We start from the raw sequence: 24497 nt of genomic DNA, 5'->3' as shown, positions 1-24497 counted from the left end.
ATTATTCCTTCTTGGATTTTAATTTCTTTATGGTACTTTTTGCCTTCCACATCATTCCCCCGCCAATAGATATTAGTATTAAACCAGCAACCATGTCGGTCATATGTTCTACAAAGGTTTCGGTATAGATCATTGCAAAAAGTACAATAACCCCAAAAGCCATAATGAAAAATCCAAGAGCATTGTTAATTTGAGCGGCCTTTAATCCCGCATTTATTTCATTTGTCTCCATACTTTTTTATTAAGGGGTTAAAAATGATTATAGATCGATGCCAAAATACATAGTACGGCAATAGACCATAGTTTTAAATTGTTCCACCAGTGCCGATCTTCCTTGGCAATGCCCTCGTAAACATACTCTGTGGGCAATAACAGCACCAATATACCTATTAGCGCATACAAAGAAAGAAATATCATTTTTGCAGTTTCTTGTGAAACACCGGAAAGCCAGTCAAAATTGAACATATTACAGTTTTTTATTTTCCACTAAAATTTTAGAACTAAACACCAAGCCTTTAAGTTGTTCTTCGGTGTGCTTCTTGGTAAGCAAACTAACTACTACATTAATTATAAATCCTAATAGGAAGGACCACCAGGAAATATAGAGAAAGGGATCTTCTATGGTAAAGAATTGCTCCTTAAATACATTAAGATAAACGGCAAATCCAATTCCTATGACCAACGCCGAAAGTCCTCCCCATTCCGTTGTTCGTTTCCAGAATATACCCAATAGGAGAATGGCGAATATTGGTCCTTGGAAATAAGACATAAAGGTTTGTATGGCCACGTAAATTCCAGGGAAATCACTACTAATAGGCGAAGTTGCAACTCCAATAAGCAACAGCACCAAGGTCGTAATCTGCCCAACCTTTAAATAATGTTTGTCATCCGCCCCTTTTTTAATAAACGGCTCGTAGATATCTTTTGTAAACAAGGTTGCCGTTGAATTCAACAACGAATCCACACTGGACATAAGCCCAGCAAAAAATGCGGCGAACATAAGTCCTACCAAACCAGGAGGCAGAATGGATTTGATCATCATTGGAAGTGCTTGGTCCCCATCGGCCAAGCCAGGATGAACCACCACTGCCATAAGCCCAGGAAACAAAACCAAAATTGGAATAAACATTTTAAGGGCAGAACCAAAAATCATACTCGCCTTTGCGTGCCATTCGTTCTTGGCAGTAAGGCAGCGCTGCACAATAGACTGGTTCCCTATCATATAAGCATTGGCCATAACAAAGGTTAGGCCGAATAATATGCCGGTCCATGGAAAGGGCGATTTCGTATCCTGAGGTTGAATAATATCGAAATGATTGCGATACTCTGGTCCCATTGTTGCAATTTTATCTACCATATTATCCCAACCTCCTACTTCGTAAAGACTAAGAAAAACTAGGGCAAAACCTCCTATGAACATTATAACGAACTGTACTACATCGGTCATAATTACAGCGGTAATACCCCCAAAATAAGTGTATAGACCAACCACACCCGCAGTGGCAACTATCGAAATCCAGATGGGCCACCCCATAAGAACATTTAATAACACCGCACTGGCCCAAAAAAGAACCCCCAGATCCAAGGCAAAAAACAGAATCCAGGTAACCGAAGCTATAGTCCTTACCTTTTGGTTATACCTTCTTCCAAGGTATTCAGGTATAGTATACATACCCCCTCGCCAGAAATATGGAATAAAAATAAATGCCGCCAACAACATGGCAGGAACAGAACCTACCCAATCAAAGTTGCCGACAGAAATACCATATCGATAGGCTTGACCGGACACACCCACAAAATCCAATGCCCCTATGTCCGACACAACGATAGACATACCAATAGCCCAAAAGGGTAAACTTTTGCCTCCTAGGAAATAGTCTTCTGAACTATTGACAAATTTTTTGAAATATAGCCCTAATAACAACATTCCTATTATATAAGCTATTACTATAAAATAATCTATACCTGCTAACATCGTTTGGCATTTTGGTTAATTACCTACAAATTAAATCCAAATAGAGGTGATTGAATAAGTAAATCTTATTGCATTTGCATGGTATATTGACATAAGACCTAGTTTTTTGACTTATTTCTTGATAATTAAGTTAAAATTATAGCAGTTTTTGCAATGAATGAAATATCACTCCACTAATATTGATAGGACCAACCACTACCTTATATATTAAACCAATACCCATTTTAACTGTAAAACCGTCTCAAAATATTTAAGTTCCAAAATGTGAAGTTTACGTTAACGAAATATTCTTGCCCAAAAGCAAACATATATTAACCTAAAATTATCATTATCATAATATTGACCCCTATAGAGGTAATATTCCATAAGTATCTAATAAAATACTATGCTTTTTGTCGATTATTTTACAATAGTTTTGTTAACGAAATGCTAATTACTCAACCAATTAATATAAATGAATATGAAAAAAAGAAGCTTGAAATTTTTGACTTTCCTTTTGTTCAGTATGGTTTCAGGAATCATGTTGGCACAACAAGGAGTAACGGGAGTCGTCAGCAGTGATGATGGCGAATTGCTCCCAGGGGTGTCCGTGGTGGTTAAGGGAACTACTACTGGTGTAACCTCGGATTTTGATGGAATTTACAGTATTACTGTTCCTAACAGTAGTTCTGTTTTGGTATTTTCCTATTTGGGAATGGAAACAAAGGAAGTAGCTGTTGGCAACCAATCTACTCTCAATGTTACTTTGGCAACCTCATCCGAACAATTGGAAGAAGTTGTAGTAACTGCACTTGGTATTACTAGGGAAAAGAAATCTCTAGGGTATTCTGTTAGCGAGGTAGGCGGTGATGCTTTGGACAATGTGCCACAAGAGAACGTTCTAAACGCTCTTTCGGGTAAAGTGTCCGGGGTGAATATCAACTCTACTGGTGGTGCAGGTTCTACTGTAAATATTAATGTTAGGGGTGCAGCTTCATTATCCAGTGACAACCAACCATTATTTGTAATTGATGGTTCTCCTGTAATTAATACAGCTAACAACATTACAGAGATAGGTAGAGATAACAAAGTGGATTACGGTAATGCCATTTCTGATATCAATGCAGACGATATAGCCAGTGTTACGGTTCTAAAAGGTGCCAGTGCAGCAGCACTTTATGGTTCTAGGGCAGGTAACGGGGTTATATTAATTACAACCAAGTCTGGAAAATCGAAAAAAGGAATGGGAGTAACTATTAATTCCAGTACTGTTTTTGATATTCCTAGTCGTTTCTTAGATACTCATACTAGGTTTGCTACAGGTTCTAGACCTTATACCGAAGATAATTTCCCGGCAAATTCCTATGGTGCAATTGTTATCGGCGAAACTGCTTCAGCATGGGCAGGTCCTGAACTGGACAAAGGCATCATGGCAATTCAATGGCCTTATAGTGCTTCTGAAATTGCTAGTGGTGTTCCAGTACCAAGGGAATTGAAGTCGTACAACAACCCAAAGAATTTCTTTCAAACGGCCATTACAACAACCAATAACATCTCTATCCAGGACAATACGGAAAGAATTAATTACAGGTTGTCCTATTCGGATTTAAAGAACAAGGGAAACATCCCTAATACGGATTTAAACAGACATAGCATCAGTTTAAATTCATCATTAAAGTTAAACGATAAATTTACGGTTAGTACTAGTCTTAATTATACAAAATCTGGTGCGGACAACAGACCTGTTGGTAACCGTGGTGCCAACGCAATGCAGGCAGTTTACGAATTGAACCCGCATATTGATGTGCGCCAAATGAAGGATTATTGGTTGCCAGGATACGAAGGCATCTTCCAAAATTCACCTTATAATTTTGGGGACGATCCAACAGAAACTGAATGGAACAACCCTTATTTCTTAGCTTACGAGAATAACAATGGTTTTGAAAGAAACAGGTTTTATGGTAATGTAAAAGGAGAGTGGAAAATCACCGATGATCTAACGGGTATGGTTCGTTACAACATGGATGAAATTAACGAAGTACGGGAAACCAAATTGTCTAAAGGATATACTGGAGACATGAATGGGGCCTACGGTATCAACAAAATCTTCACAAATGAAACAAATGTCGATTTCTTATTAACTTATGCCAAAAGATTGGATGGATGGGATTTCTCAGTATCTGGAGGTGGTAACAAAAGGGTTATAAAAGGAAACAATTTGTTGAATTCCACAATAAGTAGAGGATCTGGACTTTTAACACCAGGTTTATTCACCTTATCCAATATTGCCAACGACAATTTAGTTTACTCTTATAACAGTTACGAAAAACAAGTAAACAGTTTGTATGGAATGGCTAGTATTGGTATTAAAGATATGTTCTATGTAGACGTTACAGGAAGAAATGATTGGTCCAGTACCTTGCCAGATAATAACAATTCCTATTTTTACCCTTCCGTATCAACCAGTTTATTGGTTAATAGGCTTCTTGGTTTTGGCAATGGGGTATCCTTATTTAAACTTCGTGCAGGTTATGCTGAAGTTGGTAACGATACTGGTGCATACAACCTACAACCTACTTTAAGTGGTGGTACCTCTTGGGGATCAGGATCTTTGTTATCCGTAGGTTCTACGCTACTTAACCCAGATTTAAAACCAGAAAGTATTAAATCTTGGGAAGGAGGAGCTGATTTGGCCTTCTTTAACAATAGGCTAAGTATGGATTTCACATATTACACTGCCGATAACGAAAATCAAATTTTTGGTATTGCTCTACCTATCTCCTCAGGATATAGCTCTAAAAACACCAATGCCGGTCTATTGAGAAGTACTGGTGTAGAGGCTGGTTTAAATGCTACCATAATAGACTCCAAAGATTGGCGTTGGGATATGGGCTTCGTATTTAACAGAAACCGAACCAAAGTGATTGAATTAGCTGAAGGTATGAATTCCATTACGTTGTGGACCGATGCCCGTGGTGGTGCTATAACTTGGGTTGGTGAAGAAATAGGAAATATTTTTGATGCCGCTCTAGTGCGTGTTGATGATCCTAACTCTCCCTACAATGGTTGGCCAATTATTGACGATTCTGGTTTTGAAAACAGTGATCGTACTAGGGAAGATGCAGACGGAAACAGGGTTGCCCCAATTATTGGAAACTTTAACCCAGATTTCACTTTAGGGATGACAACATCTGCATCCTACAAGAACTGGAGCATCTCCATGAATTTTGACTGGAGAAAAGGCGGACAGTTTGTTTCGCAAACTCACAGATACGGAGAATCTGATTTACATACCCAACGATGGATTGATAAATTGCATAATTTTAATGACATTTCCGATGTTCCTGCCTATTTAAGAGAGAATGCAGACCAATTCTTATCAGAAGATGGTGAATTCTATGTGTTAGTAGGTGGACCTACAGCAGCGGATGGTGGGTATCCATTAACAGAAGGTGGAATTACATTGAACGATGGTGTATTTATGCCAGGGGTACAAGGGGATTATGACGATGATGGCAACTTCATAGCTACAGCCGAAAACTTAGGTGGTCCTGGAACTGTAATTACAAGATACCAAGATCACTACGGATGGGATTTTACTAGAAATGCAACTTTTGATTCTGATTTCTTAAAATTAAGAGAAATTTCACTTACTTATTCCGTGCCAAGTAAACATATTAAGCAAATAGGGCTTCAAAATCTAAATATATCTTTATTTAGCCGAAATATTATCCTATGGACCAAGGCCGATATAGGAATCGACCCTGAGATGGCTTTCCAGCACGAATCAAGTACACAAGGAGGAAGTGGTATCCAATTTAAGCAAGGTATTGAACGCTTTAACATAAGCCCATTTACCATTCCAGTAGGTTTCAAACTTAACGTAAGTTTCTAATTAGGCACTTTAAACAAAAAACAAAAAATCATGAGTAAAATAAATAAGATATTTAAACTATTTCTCGTAGTTTGTCTAGTGTCCACTACTTCGTGCGACAATGACCTTACAGAAATTAACCAAAACCCCAACGGGGTAGATCCTAGCCAAGGCAATCCAAGTTTTCTATTAACGCAAGTGATGGTGAATACTGCTTTGGACGTGGGTAATAAAGGCTATAGTGGAGAACTATCTGCCTTTGTGCAATACACCCAAAAAGATTCATGGGGTAACAACAATTACGACTGGGATGGAAGTGGATGGAACACCTACTACGGAAACTTGCGTAGTGCTAAATTAGCACTACAACGGTCTCAGGAATTAGGTTATACTTTACATGAAGCTATTGCCCAAATATTAATGGCGCAGAACTTTGTTACTTTGGCAGATTACTACGGTGACGTACCTTATTCTGATGCGGTACAAGCTGACGAGGATGTTATTCTACCAACTTACGATTCTCAAGAAGCAGTGTATAAAGGGGCTATTGCTGATTTTGTGGCTGCTGCAGCTTCAATATCCAGCAATATGGGTAACCTAGAGGCTTTTGGTGCCAGCCAAGATGTTTTCTTTGGAGGCGATGCAGAAAAATGGATGAAATATGCCAACTCCTTGGCCCTGCGGTATTACATGCGATTGTCAGAGAAAGACCCATCTTATGCGCAAGCAGGTGTAACAGCCACATTGGCGAAACCTTTGATCAGCAGTGTGGATGAGGAGTGTGCTTTGGCCTATATAGGTACCTCTGATGCTACTGCTCAGCCAAGTAACAGCTCAACAGGAGGAGCATCCAGCTTCAATCGTGTTAAGCCTTGTACTACTTTTACCGATAGATTACGGGAACTTAATGACCCAAGAGCTGACATTTGGTTTGCACCTGTTGCAATTCCAATTAAAGTTGTAGCTGCCGCAGACGTTCCTGGAGGAGCAGATGATGTAGTAGTAGATGGAGTACGTTATATCAATGAAGAAACTCTTGCTGATAATGGTTTAAAGATATATGACAAAACTACTTGGAAAGCCGATCGTTTGGCTGGATTAAGTTTAATAGATACTAGTAGTACCTATGTGGGTATCCCAGTATCGTATCAAGGATCAGAGCCATATACTTATAACTTGAACCCTAACCCGGTACAAGGTGGAGGCAACGTACATGTTTCACTAATGAACGATCAGTTTAAAGACGCTAGTGGTGAATTCCTAAAAGCTAGGGTTCTGTCCTATGCAGAAGTTTGTTTCTTAAAAGCGGAAGCTGCTCTAAAAGGTTGGGGCTCAGATGCAGAAGGCAACTACAACAAAGGGGTGGAAGCTTCCTTGGAAACATGGGGAATTGGTGGAGAATATGATAGTTATATAACCAATACTGATGTCGCCTATAATGGTACTTTGGCGCAAATCATGGAACAAAAATGGATTGCCAACTTTGCTACCGCTTCTGAATCCTACTTGGATTGGAGACGTACTGGCCTTCCAGATCTACAGACAGGTCCTTTTGCCCTATCGTCAGTAATTCCGGTTCGTTTTCAGTATCCTGATGAAGAAAGGAATATTAATGAAGCCAATTACAATGCAGCATTATCTTCATTGGAAACAACCACTCACACGAACGATGTTCCCGGAAAATTCGAAAACGACACTCCATGGTCCAAACCATGGATTCTACAAGGAGTTACTAAGCCTTGGTAATAAAGATTGAGTTTTATTTATTGAGTTTTGAGTTAGTTTTAAAATGCCCCGGTTTCCCGGGGCATTTTTTTTGTCTAATAGTTATGGCTAAGCCCACTACTCTTTATGACCCTTATACGGTACAGCTATCCCCTTCCTTTTTTACTCCCAATTTGAACAAAATCTTTTCCATAAGGCACCATTGGGTAAAAGCAGATTGGAAAAGGTTTACCCCAACAAAAACGGTAAACCACAACCAGTTTATGTTTACATATACAGCCAATACAACACTAATAACTACAAAAGCCCCGGCAATTGCCCTGATATATCTATTAATCATAATACTATTTTTTAAAGGTTATTAAATATACTTTTCTATGGGAACCACTGCAGCCCTTATAGGATTGTTGGTTTCCAAATTATTATTGAACGATAAAATAAGTTCAAATAAAATATCAATATTTTCCTCGGAGGTAAAGGAAAAAAACATGGCAGATTCCACACCTCCTTTTTCACTAGGGAACCAGTTTGAAGCCATGAGCACTTGGGCAGGATTTTTATATCCATCAATATCGGAGCCGCTAAAGCTCTCAATATTGGCCTTTTTAAAGAGTTGTAGAATTTCCTTAGCGTATTCCTCTACAACGGTTACTATGAGTAGTTTCATTACTTTATATTTTAAAATTCCGTTATTATGAATTGGGCCTTTATCCCCAAAATCGGTATTGACCAAATTAATCCCCTAGAGGGCTCGCTTTAACTCCGCTCAGAGACCCGTCCTTATTATTTATAGTTCTTCCGTTCTATCATATAGTACACCAAAGGAACTACCAACAGTGTAAGCACGGTAGAGACAATGGTACCTCCCATCAGGGAAATGGCCAGCCCTTGGAAAATAGGATCGAATAGGATTACAAACGCCCCAATTACCACGGTTCCCGCTGTTAATAGAATAGGAGTAGTCCTTACGGCACCGGCCTCTATTACGGCCAACTTTAAAGGAATCCCTTCCGCCAATCGCAGATTAATAAAATCGATCAACAACACGGAATTCCGTACCATAATTCCCGCTAGGGCAATCATTCCAATGAAGGAAGTTGCTGTAAAAAACGCATCCAACATCCAATGCCCCAAAACAATCCCGATCAAGGAAAGTGGTATAGCCACCATCATTACTACCGGGGCCTTAAAATTCTGGAACCACCCCACGATCAATATGTATATGATGAAAATTACTCCTAGGAAGGCCAATCCAAGATCCCGGAATACCTCCAAGGTAATCTGCCATTCCCCATCCCATTTTACGGTGTAATTATCCTCAAAGTCGGGTTGCTTTATGTAGAGTTCATCAATGGAATATCCTTTGGGCAAATTCATGGCCTTTAACTTATCGGTCATCCCTAAAATAGCATACACCGGACTTTCCAGTTCCCCGGCCATATCGGCAAGGACATAGACCACCCTCTTTTGGTTTTTTCTATAAATGCTCTTGGCCCTGGTAGTTTGCTCTATAGTTACCAAATCTGCAATTGGCACCATATTGCCATTTCCTTGTTGGGATTTCACCTGCAATTGGGTAATATCCTGGATAGTGGATTTTTCCTTTTCCTCCAGGGCCAATATCAAACCAATTTGGTTGGAAGCATTTTCATCATATAGATTGGTAACCGCCCTCTCGGATAGGGCCATATTCATAGTTTGGGCAATTTGCGCGGGTGCAACACCATAAAGCATTGCCTTTTCCTTGTCTATGATAAGCTCATATTCTATCTGGTCGGCTTCTACCATCCAATCTACATCCACCACATCCGGGGTGTTTTTCAAAATCTGCTGTACCTGGTCCGCAATGTCCATCTGTGTATCATAATCAGGGCCATATATTTCCCCAACAATGGTAGATAGCACTGGAGGTCCAGGTGGCACCTCAACAATCTTAACATTGGCATTAAACTTATCACCAATACGTTGAATCTCTGGACGTAATAAACTGGCTATCTCATGACTTTGAGCAGTTCGGTCTCCCTTATCCAATAAATTCACCTGAATATCGGCCATATTACTTCCTCCCCGCATATCGTAATGACGTACAAGACCGTTGAAGGTTATTGGTGCAGAAGTGCCTACATAACTTTGGTAGTTTACCACTTCCGGACGAGTGTTCAGGTATTGGGCAATCTCCCTGGCCACCACTCCAGTACGTTCCAAAGTAGTACCTTCGGGCATGTCTATGACCACCTGAAATTCGTTCTTATTGTCGAACGGCAACATTTTTACCGCCACCGATTTGGTAAAGAACATGCCTATGGAACCCAATAGCAACAAGAAGGTAATTCCCAAAAACAACCAGCGTTTCTTTTTATTTTCTATCAAAGGATTCTCAAACTTATGGTACATCCTATAGATAAAAGTTTCCTCCAAAGGTTTCTCTACCTTTTCCTCTCCTTTTTTATCCTTCTCCCTAAGAAATATATACCCTAAATAAGGCGTAATCGTCAAGGCCACAAAAAGGGACAACAACATGGCAATAGAAGCTCCAATTGGCATTGGTGACATATAAGGCCCCATTAGACCGGAGACAAAAGCCATGGGCAATACGGAAGCAATTACGGTAAAAGTGGCCAATATAGTAGGGTTACCCACTTCATTAATGGCATACAAGGCAGCCTGTTTAAAAGGCAAGCGTTTCATTTTAAAATGCCGGTGCATGTTTTCTGCAATAATAATGGAGTCATCCACCACAATACCCGTTACAAAAACCAATGCAAACAAAGTGATACGGTTCAAGGTATAGTCCAGCAAATAGTAACTCAACAGGGTTAAGGCAAAGGTTATTGGTACCGAAAGAAACACTACCAATCCTCCACGCCATCCCATGGCCAACATTACTACAAAGGTTACCGCTATTATGGCCCCAATAAGGTGCATTAATAATTCCGATACCTTATGGGAAGCTGTTTCCCCGTAGTTTCGGGTCACCTCCACATGCACATCATCCGGGATAAGATTCTTTTTTAAATGATCTACTTTCTCTAAAATAATATCCGAAATATTCATGGCGTCCGCACCCTTGCGCTTGGCAATGGAAATGGTTACGGCAGGATATTCGGACTTATAGGTTTCCCCTTTTTCACTTCCCTTACCAAAACCTAGGGATACGTATTCCTTGGGAATTTCGGGTCCATCCTGTATACTGGCAATTTGCTTCAAATAAATGGGACGGTTCTGTTGTACCCCTACCACCAAATTTTCCACATCGGTAGCAGTTTCCAGGAACTTACCTGTGGTTACCATAAATTCGGTATCATTCTTATCAAAGGTACCTCCGCTAATTTGTTGGTTATTGGCCTGGATCATTTGGGCAACGGACAGAAAATCCAATCCGCTTTCCGCCAATTTATCCTTGTCCAACACCACCCTTAATTGACGATTTCGGCCACCAATTCTTTGGGTGGCGGACACATCGTTTACCTTTTCAATTTCATCCGTAAGTTCCTGGGCAATTTTCTTTAGTTGGTAATCGTCGTAATTTTCGCTCCATAAGGTAAGTCCCAACATGGGAACATCATCTATAGCCCTGGTTTTTATCAAAGGGAAGGTAACACCTTGCGGCATTTCATCCATATGTTTATTAATCTCGTTCTGGAGTTTAACAAACGAACGTTCAATATCCTCACCTACATAGAACTGCACTATAACCATCCCCTGCTCCTCCATGGAAGTAGAATAAACATATTCTACCCCTTTAATATTGGAAATTAACTTTTCAAGGGGTTTGGTAACCCTGCTCTCAACTTCGGTGGGACTTGCCCCGGGGTAACCTACAAAGATATCGGCCATGGGCACATCTATCTGTGGTTCTTCCTCCCGTGGAATCAAGAACGAACTGTACACCCCAATGACCATGAATACGATCATTAAAAGGACCGTTAACTTGGAACCTATAAACGCTTTGGCAATTTTGCCTGCTAATCCTTCTTTCATCTTTTTCTTATTGTTTTTGTATTTGGGCGTTTCCTTCGCATGACAATCATATCGGCAAGGTCTTTTCTTATACCTACAAGGTTTTAAAAACCTTGCAGGAGTGCGGACCTTGCAGGAAGATCATGCAGGAATGCTCAGGTCGGGCTTTCGGATTTTACTCCAGCTCCTTTTTAGCCTAAATACGCTAAAAAGACCTGGGGTAACTACTGCAATCCCTAACGCAAATCCGTTTTTTTAATCTTCAGTTATTGGATACTTATTTTGGCCCCATTGAACAATTTCCCCTCGGCCGAAATTATATATTGTTCCTCGGCGGAAAGTCCTGACAATACCTCTACACTATCGCCATAAGTCCTGCCCAACCGCAACCAGCGTAAAAGTGCCGTATTGCTCTCACTAACCGTATACACCCCGGATAATTGACCGTTGTGCACTACCGCCTCTATAGGAATAAGCACTCTATTGGTATTTGCTTTTTTAGCAGTTGGGAATTGCACAGTGGCGTACATTCCAGAAAGTAGATTGGACTTTGATTCGTCCAATATTACCTTAACCATATATTGTCCTCCAGTATTTTTGGCAGATGTACTCACTTCATCCACCGTTCCCTTAAAGGATTCGTTCAGGGTCTTGATCAAAACTTCCACTTCCGAACCCGACTTGATCTGTAGAATTTCCGATTCCGGTACCATGGCCAATACCTGAAAATTGCCCGGACTTTCTACCTCCATTAAGGGCATCCCTGGATTTGCCATATCCCCAACCTTTATAAATTTGTTGGTGACCACTCCGTTAAAAGGAGCACGTATATTGCTATAGGAAAACTGTGCGTTAACCTCGTTCTTCATTTGTTTGGCCCCTTCCAATCTGGCCTTGGCCATGTTGTAGTTGGCCGTAATATCGTCCAGTTCCTTTTGGGAGGCACTGTTCTCGTTAAACAAGGCCGTATACCTTTTATAATCCTTTTCTGCATTGGTAAAAGCAGCCGTTGCTTCGGTAATACCGGCATTTACCTGGGCCAATTTGGCGGATATATCTGCATTGTTAATACTTATCAATTGCTGTCCCTTACTAACTTTATCCCCGACCTGCACGTAAATTTTATCAACATATCCCATCATTCGGGTACTGATGTTGGCACTGTTCACCGCCTCAATCTTTCCGCTAGCGGAAAGGAACGGATTGCCGTTCTCTTCGGAAACCGTGCTCACTTCAACGGCCACGGCAGGAGAATTGTCCGCCACAATTTTTTTATCATCGCTCCCACAACTGGAAATAGTTATGACTAGGGTGATGAGTGCTGCTATGTATAATTTTGTTTGCATGTTTTCTTTTAATTTTAGTGCTGGATGTAAATATTCCTTTTTATGGTTTCTTATATTGATTAACTATATGCTATTATTCCTTGGTTAAAAACTTAACATAGGCCAAGGCGTAATTATAATTGAAAATAGTGGTGTAATATTCCAATTTCTTCTGGGAAAATTGGGTTTCGGTATTTAATAGGTCGGTTGTTTTCTCCAAGCCTTGTTTAAACCTATTTGTACGTATGCGGAGGGATTCTTCCGACTGTTGCAATGCCAAGGATGTAAGCTCCAAATTGTTTTTGGCATCTTGAAGCAAACGCATGGCCCTATTCAATTCTACCTGACTCTCTGCTTTATATTGATGCAGTTCCAGTTTGGATTTTTCAAATTCGGCCCTACTTTTTTGGACCTTTCCAAAACGTTTGCTGCCTTCAAAAATGTTCCATTTTAATTCTGCCCCGATCAGGTATCCATTGGCATTTCCCTGAAAAACTTGATCATCGTGCAATTCATAGGTCCCAAACGCATTTAAGCTAGGAAGGAAACTCATTTTATCTGCCCTGTACATTTGTTGGTATGCCTCACTGGACAAGGACATGGCTTGTAGATCCTTTCTATTCTCTGGCAATCCTTCCATATTAATATCACTGACCACAAGGGTCAAGGAATCCGATGGTTGTAAAAGGATATAACTGTCATCGTTCATCAAAACCGATAGGTAATTGGAGACATTATGGATATTGCTCTTAGCGTACTGCAACTGATTGTCTATTTCGGTTAGCCTAACCTCTACGGCCAAGACATCCGATTTTTGAAGATATCCCTGCTTAAAACTATTATCCGCCAAACGTTTATTTTCCAAAGCTGCCTTTTTCGCCTCCTCCAAAACCTTTACGGACTTGTATGCCAATTGTAACTGCATATATGCCTTTTCTACCTCCAAGTCCATATAATCATTTGTCCTATCGGCTTTTAACTCCACAGCATTTAATTTGGCTTTTGCAGCCTTCCGTTGAAAAATTCCATCCATATTTACCAAAGGTTGCTGTACTACAATACGCGTGGCATAATCCTCGATCTGACTGGGATTGTTTAATAAAAGGGGGTCAAAATCAGCCTGAGTCAAAATTTCCTGGTTCAATTTGGAACCAAATGCCATCAAAGGGTTGGTGGTGGCCATAGCGGTATGGGAAACGCTTATATTGGGCAATATCACCGCATTGGACTGATTAAAATCTCCTTTGGCGGCCAACACATCCTGTTGGGATATTTTTAGGGTATTGTTGTTTTCCCTCACTTTGGTCAACACTTCCTCCTTGCTGATCAACACTCTTTCCTGTGCCTGAACAAAGAACATAGTTCCCAAAAATGATAGTATGTATATGATATTCTTCATGTTTCAATTTATTTAGGACAAAATTAGGGGGAGAAAAAGGATTGCACAGTAACCAATGTTACCAAGGGATTGATACAATTGGGATAACCAATTTTAGTTTCCTTTTTTGGTATAAAACCAATAGCTAATGCCAATGGTCCAATAGAATGTATTTTTTAGATCTTCCTTTATTATAATATCCTCGGTGCTAATAGTGGCATTGCTTTGGGGAAAAGATAAAGAAGGGGTAAATGAAAAAATAAATTGCTTGTGATAAAACTGCACGGGAAGACTTAACTCCAGGTTTAAGAGATTAAACTCTGATGCTTCCTTTATTTCTACCACGGTGGAAGTAGATGGTTCTGTAACTATGGTTCCTTTTCCTTTTCCCTTTCTGTTGCCTAAACGACTACTGCTGTAATATTCCTGATAGAAATATTGTGATCCGGCATAAAGGGAAATACCCGGATTCAGCAATAGCTTGTTCCCGAGGGTATAAAAAGTTCGATCTAATTTTAGTCCAGTAAAAATATCCACTGAACTTTCTTTATTGAAATATGTACTTGCTGAAAGTGCAATTTCCAAAAACTTTAGGTCATAACTTAAAATACCGGTAATATCGCCAATAATTTCGGACCTAACATTGTAACTGTCCTCATTAAAAAAATAAGCGGTTCCTGATATTCCTCCACTAATCTTTGATGAGTTGAATATAAACCCTGAACTAATTAAAAAAAGATCCACCCTATTTTCGTTGGACGCGGTCAAATATGATACCGAGGCATCCGCAAAAAACCCTGTCCTATCGTAATAGCCAATGGATGGAAAAATATATGGGGCTGCAATTGAATCCCGCCTTCCCATAAATACAGCATCATTTAGGTAGCTAACATCGGTTAGAACGTAAGATTCATTGTCATTGGATTTTTCTTGGATAGATTTCTTATTGTTTTGGGATATCATCCAGGTAGGAAGAGCAAAGAATATTAATGTATATATAATTAGCCGGAATTTCATTAGATATAAGTTTAAGTTCTTTAGTAGAAATGGGAGGTAGGAATTATAAAATTCCTACCTCCCATTCTTATTCCTTAATTATTGCCTTTATTCTTTTTCTGGGTCATTGGTTTCTTAACTCCGCTTTTCATATTCATATTTTTGTTGACTTTCATATTTTTTTGAACCATCATTTTACGATGTAAATAAGAATTCTTAAACATGGTACCATCCATATTTAAACATTCCCCATCTTGCAATCGAAGCTGTTTACGGTCTTGGCTTTGGTAGGTTCCATCAGGATTAACTGATATTCCGTCGCCGAGATTTAATTGCTGCTGAAGACGTTTTTGTTCTTGATTTCTAATTTGATATACTTCCCCACCTATTTGCATTATCTGAAACCTATTTTGGTTACGTTCCTGCATTTGAGCCTCACTAAGACCTTTGTTCTCCTGTTTTACTTTGTATCTGTATTGGTACTCATTGCGGTATTTAATACCATCATTGTCCAAACATTCGCCATCCTTTAAACGCAGACGATCCCGATCCCTTGTTACATAAGAACCATCAGGATTTACTACCGTTCCATCATTTAATGTTATGGGATCTTGTAACCTTATTTGGTCGCGATCTCTAATTTGTAGCACGTCACCATCTACCAGCATTAATCGATCTTGATCCCTATCCCGCAATTGATCTTGATCCTGTGCATTAAGCATTATTGATCCAAATGCAATAAATACCATTGTAAAAATTATTCTTTTCATGATTTGTGTTTTTATAAATTAATATGGTTAAATGTACCTTCTATTCCAGGGACTGAAAATGATTTAAGTCAGTTAATGTATTTTATATCAATAAGTTACAACCTGTGATGTGTAACAATTGTTACATAAGAAGATCTAACTACAGTTGTTATGGTCCAGTAATATTATAAGACAGCCAACATGCATAATATATATATGAACTGTGCTCAAAATTGGGTCGGCCAAATAATTCAGTTCTTTTTTTGGAAGTCTGTTTAATATAATCCTTTACGGACCACACTGTTCCCGACTATCATTGATTATTAGGGTATAGTCTTCTTGGGTTAAATACTGGGGCTCATAAGTATTCCCCGAAAGTTCAATGGCACTGACAAAGCTCCTCAGGTGGTTGCGGCTACCACATTGTAGGCTTTCAAATACATTTGTGATGGCACTATTGGTCGTGGCGTCTATATAATTGGCCAAATCCACAATATCCAAATCTTCGATATTGGCACCGACCTCCAAGGCATTTGCTTCATTTTCACTACCGTAATCAATAAACTGATCATAAAGTTTTTGAATGTCCGGGTTATTAAACTCCCCATAGGATAAAAGAGTATAGGAAATATTATACTGGTCCAAAAGACCAATAACGGCATTCATATGACTTTGTTCACTTTTCTTAATATTTGAAAATTGATTTATTTCCCATAAATCCTCCAAATAGGTATAGGTATCCCTTGCAAGCTTTTCCTCTTCCAACATAAACAGTAATGCAGCACTGTCTTCATTAGTGAGGTTTGTATTATCCACATCCGCAACGGATGAATCATCATTATTACAGGAGAACAGTGCCAAAAGGAACGGTAAGCCAAAAATGAATAAATTGGTTCTTATTTGTTTAAAAAGTTTCATTGCTAATAGATTTACGTTACATAAGCAATATCCAACATATTAAACAGATGCACAGCCACTTAAGTTACACAGGCCATGGAATTTGAAACATAAAGGAAGTCTAAATTTATTTTGGAGGGTGTTCTAAATTTCTACTAGGGAAAAGATAAATTGCAAGGTGACAATAATCCTTTGCCCTGATCAGATTGCTTTTCACGGTTCTGTGGAAAACACTTTATTGTCTTGGATAATTCAACTCGCCTTTCTAGTACCTCCATGACCACCTGCTACGATCAACATTATTTTTATGCTCAACCAAATGAATTTAAAAAATTGAACAATAGGGTTCATCATATAGAAGCGTTTGGATTTTGATATTCTACGTGTCATATTCTTAATTTTTGGATTAATGGGTATTTGTAATTGCCATATGGCGTCCCTATCGTTATTGGGAACAGCCATTATTCCGGAATCAACCACCAAAAAGGCTTCATTTTGGCTTTATAGAGAAAGGCATAGTGCAAGGCCAATTTAAGCCAATGACCCGCCAAACCAATTTCCCCAAAGGTTTTCCCCAATTGTCGTCCTTGGGTATCGGGGTACTTATTGTAGTCGGGAACTATTGGGAAAGTGGTTATGCTAATACCGCTTCCCTTGGTCATGCCATAACCAGCAGAGGCTATACATGCGGCACCCATGTTGCCCATGGATCCACGGTGATTTAGAGAGGATTTGCCGTTCTTTATGGTATCTATAATATTGTCGGCCACCAACTTTGCGGTTATGCCAGATGGCATCCCGGTCCTAGGTGGTGATGGGGAAATAGCTGTTCCGTTTTTACTCACCCTGGGTTTTGAAATGGCATGTGGGGGTGCAAAGGCAATTCCTGGAGCAAAAATATTGGCGTATGAAGGATTCTGATAGGTCTCTGGCCAATCCTGAACAGACCATTCCTCATAAGGCTTAGGGCTGTAATCGGCATCGACAATCATAAAGCCTTTGAACAATTTTTCCGTAATATCCTGGTTGTTTTTATCAAAGGCTTTAAAGCCATGGCCCGAAAAAGCAGGGATAAGCATGGCAAAATCGTAAGTTTCCTTATGGTATTCGCCATCCAAGGTTTCATAATGTGCCACCCCGTCTTCAATTTTATTAACACCGGCACCAATGATCCATTTTATGCCGCGATCATCAAAAACCATTTCTACCATTTCGCTAGACTTCATAATATTGTTGCCATAGCTCAAAAGCATCCCATCCATTCCAAAGTCTCCCAATTGTGGCTCATTGGCAATCCAGACCAATTCTGCCATATCCCGGACCTTATGTCGCCTTAATTCCTGCTCTACATTTAAAATATACTCAAAAGCAGCACCTTGGCAAGTAGACTTGGCATGGCCGGTACCAATCAATATTTTGGCTTTTTTACCCTGCTTCATCTGTTGTATTAAATCGTCAAGAGCCTTCCAAGCTTGGTTGGCGTGATGGTAGGTGCAAACAGAATAGGCCTTGTTGGTGCCTGGGACCAGACCCTCGGTCATATCAAAGGCCAGTTTGGGTCCTGTTGCATTGATAAGATAATCGTAGGTAACTTTTTCCTGTTTCCCTTTTTGGTCTTCCGTAACATATTCCACCATAACAAACGGTTTTTCCACTTCGGTATCCCCTTCGGGATGAAAGGTGACTACCTTTGCCTGTTTATAGCCTATATTCTTTTTTTTATAAAGTGGAGCAAGCGGAAAGATAATATCCTTTGGTTCCATTCTTCCAATTCCTATCCAAATATTGGAAGGGATCCATTGGTAATTGCTATTGGGAGAGATCACTAAAACTTCGTGTTCTTTGGGGAGTTTTCTACGGAGGTGCGCTGCGGCCACATGACCAGAGATTCCAGCACCGAGAATGACTATTTTTGACATTGCGATTGGATTTATTTAAAGATAAATTTAGCGAGTTACCCGAACACTTAACATGATTATTATCAGCATATTAAATATTCTTGTGATTATAAATTTGAGACTTTAAAATCACTTTCACAGCAACAATTGTTACAGAGGGAATAGGGAATTTAATTGGAAAAGGAAGATTATCAAATCGCTGTGGTCAGCGTGTAAATAATGGTTGCAATTAAGCCCAATAAAAACATGCCCACGGATATGGTCACAAGTTTTTGTTTCATAGAAATAATTTTGCCTAAAAAATAAAGATCAATGATCATTTCATCATAAACGTTCTGGCCACTTACCATGATTCGTTCAAATTCCTGTTTAAACTCGTTTAAGGATAGGGATGAAAAATTCTCGGCGTACAAGGTGCCCTTGTAACCACTTTTTCTATATTTTTTGCCAAAATACCGATGGGGCAACATACACAACAAAGCGAATATCATAGACAACATACTACTGATCACCAATATTTTGGTACCTGTATTTATATTTAACTCACCGGTTCCTGTATTGATGAACCGGATTCCCAATAACAGGGATGTTATTATGGAATTCACGGTCAAAACGATCCGAGCCTTGTTATCCACCATTTTTAGCAGATTGTAATGGTTTCTAGAAAGCGTTTTAAAAAGTGTTTGTACGCCACGGGCATCATATTTATGGCGTTTCCCTTTTCGTAGATCTACCTTGTCCAAACTGTTTGTTTCCTTTTCCATAACCTATAATTTTGTACGGCATAATTGACCCGCTTCTAAAAGTATTTTATTGATTTTTCCTGGGCTTAGTTCCATCTTCTTTAAATGATAGGGTTCCTTAACAAGTTCTTTCACCAAAATAATATTTTTTGCGATCAACTGATTCTTTTCTTTTTTGGTCAAAGTAGTAAGTACGGTGATTGGATATAGTCCGTAAGCATCTATATTGGCTTTCATTCCGTTGTTTTTAGGGTAATCCCAACTCAATAAGGTCAGCCCTATGCATTTACCGTAGTTTATGGCATCTATCGTAAATCGGGTATTAGTAACCAACCAGCCTTGCTTTAAATGGGTCGTTTTCAAAGTGTCTGAATTCCATTGTTGTTGCACGTCCAAAAATCTTGAATTGATGTATAAAGGCACCTTTACATTGCTAACGCCCCTTGGATCGGAATGGAACTTGCATTCTATGGCATAGGTATTCCCGTCCTTCTCGGCCAAAACATCTATTTCATGGGTTACACATTTCCCGTTCAGGACAACGCTGACCTTAGTCTGATATCCCTTTTCCACCAAAAGCGCAGCTATTAAACGTTCAAAGGGAAATCCTGTAGGTCCCAGTTCGAAAATGCCTCTTTTTAAACTGTATTTGGAAGCAGAAATCTCGTGATATTTTTTTAATATGGGAAATACTTTATTATGGACCTCTTCGGATGATATGCCGTCATATAATTGCGGGGTTACCTGCGAGATAATGGAATCGATTTCATTATTGGATACCTCACAGTTTCTTAAAGAATCTTTCAGTTTTCTTGAAGAAAACGGTTCTAGGTCCCCCGAACTTTTTTTGATCGTAATCTGCTTCTTGTCCATGTCTTTTTCGTTTAAGTTTAAAACCGCAGCAATTCTGTCATTATACCGAAACGGATTACATCCAACCGATGTTGAAAATAGATGTTGTAATAATCCATACCATGGTAATAGCGTACAAAGAACCCGATATCCTCCAAAAACTTTGGATGGTAGTAAAACGTAATGCTCGCATTAAGGCGTTTTATGTTAAAGGTGTCCCAATCGTATAGGCTGTCCAGGCTCCATGTGGTTTCTGCCTTTAGCGAAAAATTGGCCTTTATAGACCCCCTTGGACCCATTTTCACGGGAAGTTTATAGGCCAAAAAAGCATTGTGCCAGCGCAATCCACTATACTGTCCATGAAGTTCTTGGAGCATCCAACTTCTGGGATGCACTTCCAATGAGGTTTTAAATATCTTCTGTGCCTTCAAATTACTGCTGTAGGCCGTTTTTAACCAGCCCATTTCAAAAAAATTGGTAGCAAAGTTTCCGGTTTGTAGATTGATATTTCCGTCGGCATCATAAAAACTTTCATCCTGTCCGTTGGAATGGTGGCCCAATTTTACAAAGAGGGTAGACTGTTCTGCTGAATTCTTTGCACTAACCGCATAATAGGCGGAAATCTGGGGAATGTAGCTAGGTGTCTTCACCGGATAAGATTCCTCGTTATACATTCGGATCGTAATTTGAGCGGTAAGTACGGCCATTAATCTGGAATCCTGTCGCTTTCGGACCACAAAACTGGGGTTAACGTTTGCCTCGAACATCAAGGGTTCCAAATTACCAATATCCGTGGGAAAAGTAATAAAACTATCACCTTGGTTCACTTGGGCTATTTTGGCAAGATTAAATTGGGGCAAACTGTCCGTTACCCCTTGGGCTGGAGCTTGCCATATAAGGAGGTTCAACAATATCGATATGCAGCCAAACTTGTTCATTTATTCTTTTTCCCCAAACCACCAATTAGGTCTTTGTGGTTTTTGAACTAATTTAAACCTTTCAATAGCATGGGTTTTTATGTGTTCTGCCATCTCCTCCACCGAGTCGGTTACGAACAACAACTCCATGTCTTTAGGACTTATACTTTCATTCTCCGCCATAATACTTATGTGTTCACAGAGCTCTTTATGGTATTCGGATCCGAAAATGACCACGGGGAAATTTTGAATCATCTTGGTCTGTATCAGGGTTATGGATTCGAAGAGTTCATCCAAGGTACCCATTCCCCCAGGCATAACCACAAAGGCATAGGAGTACTTTATCAACAGGAACTTCCGTACAAAAAAATACCTAATGTTGATCCATTTGTGCAGATAGGGATTAGGTTTTTGTTCAAAGGGCAGTATTATATTACAGCCTACAGAATAACCTCCCGCCTCATAAGCCCCTTTATTTGCAGCTTCCATAATTCCCGGTCCGCCACCCGTCATTACCGTAAATCCCATATTGGCCAATGCAGCTCCAACCTGTTCTGCCTTTTTGTAAAAAGGATTGGTATTGTCAAATCTGGCGGATCCAAAAACCGTTACGCAGGGACCTATAAAGTGCATTTTCCTAAATGCCCTGATAAAACTATATTGTACCCTAAAGGTGAAAAGCAGTTCTTTAAACCTGGAGAGCGGTCCGGATAGAAAACGGGATTCTTCCGGCTGTAATCGGTTGTGGTTGTGGTTGTTTTCCATTAACTTGTTTTTTTATAACTGATTACTGCCAAAGCATTCATGGCAATGGCAAATAAGAATGTCTTTAATACTTGTGGATAAATATCGGACAGGCCGGCCCCTTTTAGCATCACCATTCTCATTACCTCCACATAATATTTAATAGGATTGAATTCAGTTAACAACTGCGCCCATTGCGGCATACTTTCGATGGGCGTGAACAAACCGCTCATTAAAATAAAAATGACCATAAAAAACCAGGCTATAAACATGGCCTGTTGCTGAGTATCGGTAAAATTGGAAATAAAGAGGCCCATCCCCAAAATCACCAAAATGTAAATAATGGTATAGATATACATTAAGGTTAGGCTTCCAACAATTGGAATCTGAAACAACAGTTTAGAGATGATCAAACCCACGGTCAACAATACCATGCCCAAAACCAAAAAAGGAAATAATTTTCCAATAATAAACTGGTATTTTTTTATTGGGGTAACATTAATTTGCTCCAAAGTACCTATTTCCTTCTCCCGAACAATGTTCATACCTGAAAGGAATAGGGTAATCATTGTTACCAATAGAACCAATATTCCGGGCACCATAAAAGTTTTATAATTTAAGGTTTCATTATACCAAAAGGAAGGAATGGTTTCAATATTCTGCGGCTGGTTTCCCAAATTGTTAAACAGGAATAATTCCACTTGTGCCTTTTTAGTGAACTGTTGTACAATTTGATTGATATATACATTTTCTACTCCGGCAGCGGCACCATCTATGGCATTGATTATAACCGACAGATCCGCTTTTTTATTTTTAAGTAATTGCCTTTCAAAATAAGACGGAATCTCTAAAATCACATCCACTTTCCCTTCCAACATTGCCTTACTCGCCAGTTTTTCCGATGGAAAGTCGGTCATCACATTAAAATAAGAGGAAGCTTCAAATTTTTCCACTAGTTCCCGTGAAAGGGAAGTTTTATCATTATCAACAAAGGCAAACTTTATATTTTTCACTTCAAAAGTTGCCGCATTGGATAGGATGATAAGTTGGATCAATGGCAAAACAAAAATAATAGGGAGCATCGCCTTATTTCTAAAGATCTGTTTAAATTCCTTTTGGATGATATAGCGGATGATGTTCATATTCTTTTTTGTAATACGCATTTAAAAAAGTGAGTTGTCCAAGCTATGTTGTCCGGTTGAGCCTGCCCGTTCCATTCAGGCGGGCGCAGTCGAGACCTCACTTTAAAAATCTATTCGTCTAAAACCTCTCGACTGCGCTCGAGGAGACAGAAACGTTAATTTTAATTAATTGGTAATCAAGGGCTTTAAATTTATTTTTAAGGCTTTGACTACTTGCCAAATTTCTTTCACTCCAATCTTATTTTATATTTTTTTACGCTCAAGGCAATAAAAAATATGGTCATCCCAATCAATATTAAGGTTTCTTTCCACACGTAGGCCAATCCAACTCCTTTAAGCATAATTCCTTTTAAAATCATTATAAACCATTTGGCAGGAATTATATTACTGATCAATTGCAAGGGCAAAGGCATACTGGAGATGGGAAAAATAAATCCCGACAGTAATATAACCGGCAGCATGAGCCCCATTAAAGAAATCATCATTGCCGTTTGTTGTGTGGAGGATATTGTGGAAATCAAAATCCCGAGCGACAGGGCATTTACTATAAATAAGGTACTCTCCGCCCCCAATAAAAACAGACTGCCCTGCACTGGCATTTTAAAAACAAAAATGCTCAAAAGAATAATAACTGCAGCGTTTATGATGGAAAGCAAAATATAGGGAACTACCTTGCCCACAATAACTTGAATTGGGTTTAAGGGAGACACCAACAAAATCTCCATAGTTCCCAATTCTTTCTCCTTGGTAATGGATATTGAGGTCATCATGGCCGATACCAACATTAAGATTATGGTCATAACCCCAGGCACAAACATATATACACTTTTTAGTTCCGGATTAAACACCATTCTTGTTTTTGGCACTATTTGGTAAGGCATGTTTAAACCTTTATTTAATTCCTGTTGGTAATTCTGTAAAATAGACCCTACATAATTGCTAATGGTATTCGCTGTATTGGGGTCCGTAGCATCGGTAAGAATTTGAACGGTAGCTTTTTTTTGGGTGACCAAGTTTTTCCCAAAATCCTTTTCAAAATTGAGTACCGCTTTTATCTTCCCTTTTTTAAAAGTGGATTCGATCTCATCTTCATGGCTTATAAACCCTTTGATACTGAAATATTTCGAAGTCGCTATTTTATTTATGATCTCTTTGGTATTAACATCTTTGGAATGATCCAAAATGGCGATATCCACATTATTGATCTCGTTGGTAATGGCAAAACCAAAAAGCATCACCTGCACTATGGGCATGCCGAACAAGATAAACAGGGAACGCCTATCCCTTAAAATATGGTAAAATTCCTTTTTGATGAATCCTATAAATCTGTTCATTTCTCCCTA

Annotated in this window: 21 protein-coding genes; 2 read left to right on the top strand and 19 right to left on the bottom strand. The window is 39.3% G+C overall.

Going from position 1 to position 24497, the window contains the following annotated elements; genetic code table 11:
- Position 1: 1 nt before the first annotated feature.
- The 3 genes from KO529_RS18360 to KO529_RS18350 are packed head-to-tail and all read right to left on the bottom strand — an operon-like array spanning position 2 to position 1975.
- Positions 2 to 232 (bottom strand): hypothetical protein, encoded by a 231-nt coding sequence (locus KO529_RS18360; RefSeq protein WP_215949324.1) that lies wholly within the window; start codon positions 230 to 232, stop codon positions 2 to 4.
- A 17-nt stretch (positions 233 to 249) separates the two neighbouring features.
- On the bottom strand, positions 250 to 465 hold the full coding sequence (locus tag KO529_RS18355; protein ID WP_215949323.1) for a hypothetical protein: 216 nt from the start codon (positions 463 to 465) through the stop codon (positions 250 to 252).
- Between the two features lies 1 nt (position 466).
- Positions 467 to 1975, bottom strand: coding sequence for a sodium:solute symporter family protein (locus KO529_RS18350; RefSeq protein ID WP_111622690.1), 1509 nt, complete (start codon positions 1973 to 1975; stop codon positions 467 to 469).
- Between the two features lie 460 nt (positions 1976 to 2435).
- On the opposite strand from KO529_RS18350, the gene KO529_RS18345 reads away from it, so the two are divergent.
- Positions 2436 to 5849 carry a SusC/RagA family TonB-linked outer membrane protein gene (locus KO529_RS18345; protein WP_215949322.1) on the top strand — a complete coding sequence of 1138 codons (3414 nt, stop codon included), beginning with the start codon at positions 2436 to 2438 and terminating at the stop codon, positions 5847 to 5849.
- A 30-nt stretch (positions 5850 to 5879) separates the two neighbouring features.
- The gene (locus KO529_RS18340; RefSeq protein WP_215949321.1) at positions 5880 to 7574 is read left to right on the top strand and encodes a SusD/RagB family nutrient-binding outer membrane lipoprotein; all 1695 of its coding nucleotides are present in this window, start codon (positions 5880 to 5882) and stop codon (positions 7572 to 7574) included.
- Between the two features lie 112 nt (positions 7575 to 7686).
- Here the strand turns inward: KO529_RS18340 and KO529_RS18335 are convergent, their stop codons facing one another.
- From KO529_RS18335 to KO529_RS18260, 16 genes are all read right to left on the bottom strand, one after another.
- Positions 7687 to 7893, bottom strand: coding sequence for a YgaP family membrane protein (locus KO529_RS18335; RefSeq protein ID WP_031445982.1), 207 nt, complete (start codon positions 7891 to 7893; stop codon positions 7687 to 7689).
- Positions 7894 to 7914: 21 nt separating this feature from the next.
- Positions 7915 to 8220, bottom strand: a complete 306-nt coding sequence (locus KO529_RS18330; protein WP_215949320.1) for a hypothetical protein — start codon at positions 8218 to 8220, stop codon at positions 7915 to 7917.
- Positions 8221 to 8336: 116 nt separating this feature from the next.
- On the bottom strand, positions 8337 to 11534 hold the full coding sequence (locus tag KO529_RS18325; RefSeq protein WP_215949319.1) for an efflux RND transporter permease subunit: 3198 nt from the start codon (positions 11532 to 11534) through the stop codon (positions 8337 to 8339).
- Positions 11535 to 11779: 245 nt separating this feature from the next.
- Entirely contained in the window at positions 11780 to 12859 is a 1080-nt protein-coding gene (locus tag KO529_RS18320; protein ID WP_215949318.1) for an efflux RND transporter periplasmic adaptor subunit, read from the bottom strand.
- Positions 12860 to 12932: 73 nt separating this feature from the next.
- Positions 12933 to 14237: a TolC family protein gene (locus KO529_RS18315; RefSeq protein ID WP_215949317.1), complete on the bottom strand. Its 1305-nt coding sequence runs from the start codon at positions 14235 to 14237 to the stop codon at positions 12933 to 12935.
- 93 nt (positions 14238 to 14330) lie between these two features.
- Entirely contained in the window at positions 14331 to 15233 is a 903-nt protein-coding gene (locus tag KO529_RS18310; protein WP_247095185.1) for a hypothetical protein, read from the bottom strand.
- 74 nt (positions 15234 to 15307) lie between these two features.
- Positions 15308 to 15982, bottom strand: a complete 675-nt coding sequence (locus KO529_RS18305) for a DUF6799 domain-containing protein (RefSeq protein ID WP_215949316.1) — start codon at positions 15980 to 15982, stop codon at positions 15308 to 15310.
- Between the two features lie 267 nt (positions 15983 to 16249).
- Positions 16250 to 16879 carry a DUF2202 domain-containing protein gene (locus KO529_RS18300; RefSeq protein ID WP_215949315.1) on the bottom strand — a complete coding sequence of 210 codons (630 nt, stop codon included), beginning with the start codon at positions 16877 to 16879 and terminating at the stop codon, positions 16250 to 16252.
- Between the two features lie 231 nt (positions 16880 to 17110).
- A complete protein-coding gene (locus KO529_RS18295; protein WP_215949314.1) occupies positions 17111 to 17248 on the bottom strand; it encodes a hypothetical protein in 138 nt (45 codons plus the stop codon).
- A 71-nt stretch (positions 17249 to 17319) separates the two neighbouring features.
- Entirely contained in the window at positions 17320 to 18777 is a 1458-nt protein-coding gene (locus tag KO529_RS18290) for an NAD(P)/FAD-dependent oxidoreductase (protein WP_215949313.1), read from the bottom strand.
- Between the two features lie 170 nt (positions 18778 to 18947).
- Complete coding sequence (locus KO529_RS18285) at positions 18948 to 19520, bottom strand: Pycsar system effector family protein (RefSeq protein WP_215949312.1); 573 nt, start codon at positions 19518 to 19520, stop codon at positions 18948 to 18950.
- Between the two features lie 3 nt (positions 19521 to 19523).
- Positions 19524 to 20372, bottom strand: coding sequence for a restriction endonuclease (locus tag KO529_RS18280; protein ID WP_215949311.1), 849 nt, complete (start codon positions 20370 to 20372; stop codon positions 19524 to 19526).
- A gap of 17 nt (positions 20373 to 20389) precedes the next feature.
- On the bottom strand, positions 20390 to 21289 hold the full coding sequence (locus KO529_RS18275) for a phospholipase A (protein ID WP_215949310.1): 900 nt from the start codon (positions 21287 to 21289) through the stop codon (positions 20390 to 20392).
- On the bottom strand, positions 21290 to 22033 hold the full coding sequence (locus tag KO529_RS18270; protein ID WP_215949309.1) for a TIGR00730 family Rossman fold protein: 744 nt from the start codon (positions 22031 to 22033) through the stop codon (positions 21290 to 21292). It lies immediately after the preceding gene.
- Positions 22033 to 23154: an ABC transporter permease gene (locus tag KO529_RS18265; protein WP_215949378.1), complete on the bottom strand. Its 1122-nt coding sequence runs from the start codon at positions 23152 to 23154 to the stop codon at positions 22033 to 22035. The genes KO529_RS18270 and KO529_RS18265 overlap by 1 nt, the downstream gene beginning before the upstream one ends.
- A gap of 227 nt (positions 23155 to 23381) precedes the next feature.
- On the bottom strand, positions 23382 to 24488 hold the full coding sequence (locus tag KO529_RS18260) for an ABC transporter permease (protein WP_111622703.1): 1107 nt from the start codon (positions 24486 to 24488) through the stop codon (positions 23382 to 23384).
- Positions 24489 to 24497: the final 9 nt, after the last annotated feature.

The organism is Arenibacter algicola (assembly GCF_018860365.1).
Classification (GTDB): Bacteria; Bacteroidota; Bacteroidia; order Flavobacteriales; family Flavobacteriaceae; genus Arenibacter; species Arenibacter algicola_B.
This window is presented reverse-complemented; position numbering and strand designations above follow the sequence as displayed.